This window comes from Variovorax sp. P4_D9 (assembly GCF_056401695.1).
This window is the reverse complement of record NZ_JBFUIU010000957.1, coordinates 1-3,120: the sequence shown is the minus strand read 5'-3', so window position 1 is coordinate 3,120 and position 3,120 is coordinate 1. Positions and strand designations below refer to the sequence as shown.

The 3,120-nt window shown below is 61.1% G+C and carries 2 protein-coding genes and 3 pseudogenes; 2 read left to right on the top strand and 3 right to left on the bottom strand.

Going from position 1 to position 3,120, the window contains the following annotated elements:
- Nucleotides 1–300, bottom strand: a pseudogene (locus tag AC1DY5_RS49015) (DUF3141 domain-containing protein); the annotation flags it as partial.
- Nucleotides 301–414: 114 nt separating this feature from the next.
- Between AC1DY5_RS49015 and AC1DY5_RS49010 the strand changes: the two are divergent.
- Nucleotides 415–1,015 (top strand): annotated as a pseudogene (locus AC1DY5_RS49010) (transposase); the annotation flags it as partial.
- 527 nt (nt 1,016–1,542) lie between these two features.
- On the opposite strand, the gene AC1DY5_RS49005 reads toward AC1DY5_RS49010, so the two are convergent.
- Together AC1DY5_RS49005 and AC1DY5_RS49000 are read right to left on the bottom strand one after the other, a co-directional pair.
- On the bottom strand, nt 1,543–1,956 hold the full coding sequence (locus tag AC1DY5_RS49005; RefSeq protein ID WP_478121564.1) for a response regulator transcription factor: 414 nt from the start codon (nt 1,954–1,956) through the stop codon (nt 1,543–1,545).
- Nucleotides 1,957–2,423: 467 nt separating this feature from the next.
- Nucleotides 2,424–2,717 (bottom strand): hypothetical protein, encoded by a 294-nt coding sequence (locus tag AC1DY5_RS49000; RefSeq protein ID WP_478121563.1) that lies wholly within the window; start codon nt 2,715–2,717, stop codon nt 2,424–2,426.
- 25 nt (nt 2,718–2,742) lie between these two features.
- Between AC1DY5_RS49000 and AC1DY5_RS48995 the strand changes: the two are divergent.
- A pseudogene (locus AC1DY5_RS48995) lies at nt 2,743–2,937 on the top strand (MFS transporter); the annotation flags it as partial.
- Between the last annotated feature and the right edge of the window lie 183 nt (nt 2,938–3,120).

Sequence of the window (3,120 nt, the reverse complement as noted above, 5' to 3'; positions counted from 1 at the left end):
AGTCGAAGTGCAGAACGGGCTTGAGCCCGTGGCCGTGTTCTCGATGAAGTTGTTGCCGCGCTGGCGCAGCGTGTCCCAGAAGAGGATCGAACGCTGAGCGGCATCGACCGCATAGTTGTACCAGCCGAGCGGATCCACCGGCGCCGTCATGCCCGCCGGCGAGTCGTGGCCGACGTCCGACAACGCCTGGCTCACTCGCTGGGCGAACTTGTCGTTCGCCACCTGCATCCGCTTGTTGAACACCGCGATAAGCTTTGCGCCGACCTCTTGGCTACGCGCAATCCGAGTTCCCGTTTCCATGCTTCCTCCGTCCTTGAAACCAGACGCTAGCGAGCTTGTAGCAGATCGCGCCAGCGATCGCGATGACAAAGAACTAATAGTTACAGGAAAGGTGCGCTACGACGGCGCTGGATGGCACGCGAAGCGATGGGAAAGACCAAGCTGCAAGCGCTGGCCGATCGCGGGTACTTCAATGGCCCAGAACCCAAGGCTTGCGAAGACGCGGGCTTCACGACCTACGTTCCCAATCCGATGACCTCGAACGCGAAGGGCGAAGGGCGAGGGGCGAGGGGCGAGGGGCGCTTCGACAAGAGCGACTTCATCTATATCGCGAAGGACGAATAGTATCCGCGGGCGAGCGGGCCATCTTCAGATTCAGCACGATCGAAAAAATGGCCTCAACGCGCGCTTCTACTGGACCAGCGCTTGCCTCAGGTGTCCCATGAAGGATCAATGCACGCCCAGCGACTACAGACGTATCCGACGATGGGAACACGAGGCGGTGCTCGAACGCGTCCAGCAACGTCTTGATCGCAAACCTGTTGCGATGACGCTGCGAAGGTGCACCGTGGAGCACATGTTCGGCACGCTCAAGTACTGGATGGGTTCAACCCATTTCCTCATGAAGACACTGCCGCATGTGAACACGGAATTGAGCCGCACATGCTGGCAGCGCATGATCGCGATGCCGGGTATGAGCCAAACGATGAAGGCAATCAGGCTGATGGGGGCGTGAGCCTCCTCAATGGCCGTTGCAACTCCCTCGGCGACTCAGCGCGTGCCAAGTCGCCCGTTTCTGCGACGAGACCACTGGATGACTTCAAGGCGTCGATGACGCTGTTGCGGCCGCATCATCGGCACGTTCAATCGCCGAAACCGTTTCCACACAGCCTCGGCCAGTACCGGACCTTCCCGACGACGCCACAGTTCGCTATGCTCGCAGCAGTTGGGACGGCGTCTTCGTCACGTCAAAATGCCGCTGAACCCGGCCGTCAGACCGTTGATGGGAGAGWTCGTGAAGAAGATGGCGAGTGCAATTCTTCTGTGCCTGGCCGGCTGCGCAAGCACCCCGTCTCAGGGCTATTCGATATGCTCGACTCAGCCAGGTACCTATGCGTGCCAGATCGAGCAATACCAAAACGTGGGCTTCTGATGTTGTCTTGGTTGAGACCGAAAGGCAGAATCCGGCGGCCAATGCCGGTCGTTCCCTGTGGCCGCTTGGGGTGGTCAATGGCACGACCCTGAAAACCGCCGATAGGGCATTCAGGCGGAATCCCGACGCAGTGCCTTGTAGATTGCGTCCATCAGTTGCTGCTGCGGGTAGGGCTTCTGCAGGAAGTCCACGGCGCCCTCTTTGATGGCTTGGAAAGCGGTTGGTATGTCGACACTGCCGCTGATGAACACAATCGGCAGGTCGACGCTGATTTCGTCTAGGCGCTTCCGCAACTCGACCCCATTCATCCGCGGCATGTGCAGGTCCAGCACCAGGCAGCCACGCCAAGCGGGGTCGAGGGCAGCTAGGAACTCCAATGCCGAACCGAAGACCGCGGCAGCCAGTCCGACGGAAACGACTAGCTCGCGAATCGAATCGCGGCACGCCTCGTCGTCATCGATGATGAACACAGTGGGTTCGCCCACGGTCGCACCCTTTACAGTAAGCAGCGCCAGCAGGAACAAGGTCCGTCGAGGACTGGCCGATACGCCCTCGCGCCCAAGCTACCGTGAACCTAGCGCCGAATGGAGTTCTTCGAAATTGTCCTTTGGTGCGGAGGAAATGGGCCGCCTCCACAATGTTGAGGAGATTTCAGCCGCGGCACTGTGAGGGACAGGAGTGAACCTATGTGGTCACGGCGGCGGCCGCCGCAGGATGCGGCAGAGGCAGACGGTCGGCCATGGCTTCCGAAGCGCGCGCGCACTGACCACGCGGCGGGCAACAATCGGCCAGAAGCCGCCGCTCGGGGGATGCCCTCYCTCAAATGAACTGCAACGAAAATCAAACTGAGGCGACTCAAGACGACTGAGGCCGCGGGCCGAACACCACCACACTCCAGTCGAACCTCAGGACTACATCGAGTGTCCGGAAGATTGGGGGTGGCTTGATCCTTGCGTTGCACCTACGTGGCATTCAGGGGCCAAGCAGCAGTTCATTTGCGTCGAAGCCGCTTCGCGCCGCGGGTTCGATTGAGGACCTGACCGGCCGCTTCGGGGAAATCTGTACGGCCGGTATGGGCCCTGACGATCGAGGTGGCCCGATCCCACCCGCTCTCACTCCCCTCCGCCCGTTCATCGCGATGCGCTTCGATGAAGCGCTCGATGCGACGGGCCGTTTCCCTTGGCTGCGTCAGCACGAACAGGCGGCCGGAGTCGATCATCTCCAACGTCGCGCGCCGCAGGCCGCCAGCGAGGATGCGGCCGTGGACCGGTGACAGGCGGCTCACGGCCCGCAGCGTGCCGCAGCAGCAGTACATCAGCGACGACGGGCAGGCCGCGCCGAAGGCCAAGGCCAAGGTGCGCGTCACTGAGATCTTTCGCAGTGCGCTGGCACGGCGCACCATCCCCTTGAGCATCACGATCTGGATGACCTACGGCGCCCAGATCTCGGTGCTGACCTTGATGCCGACCATCCTGGTCGGCCTCGGCTACAGCATGTCGAAGAGCCACTCTTGTCCAAGACAGAAGGCGTTGAGCCATCCCGATGCGTGGGGTAAAAAGTTGTCGCCAAACGAACTTCCACCCCACTCACGAGAGGCCCAACGTGAAAGCATCATGCAGCATGTTCAGTCAGATCCTCAAGCTGATTCCGCGCATCGAGTTCGAGCACATCGTCAAGCGCACCCAGGC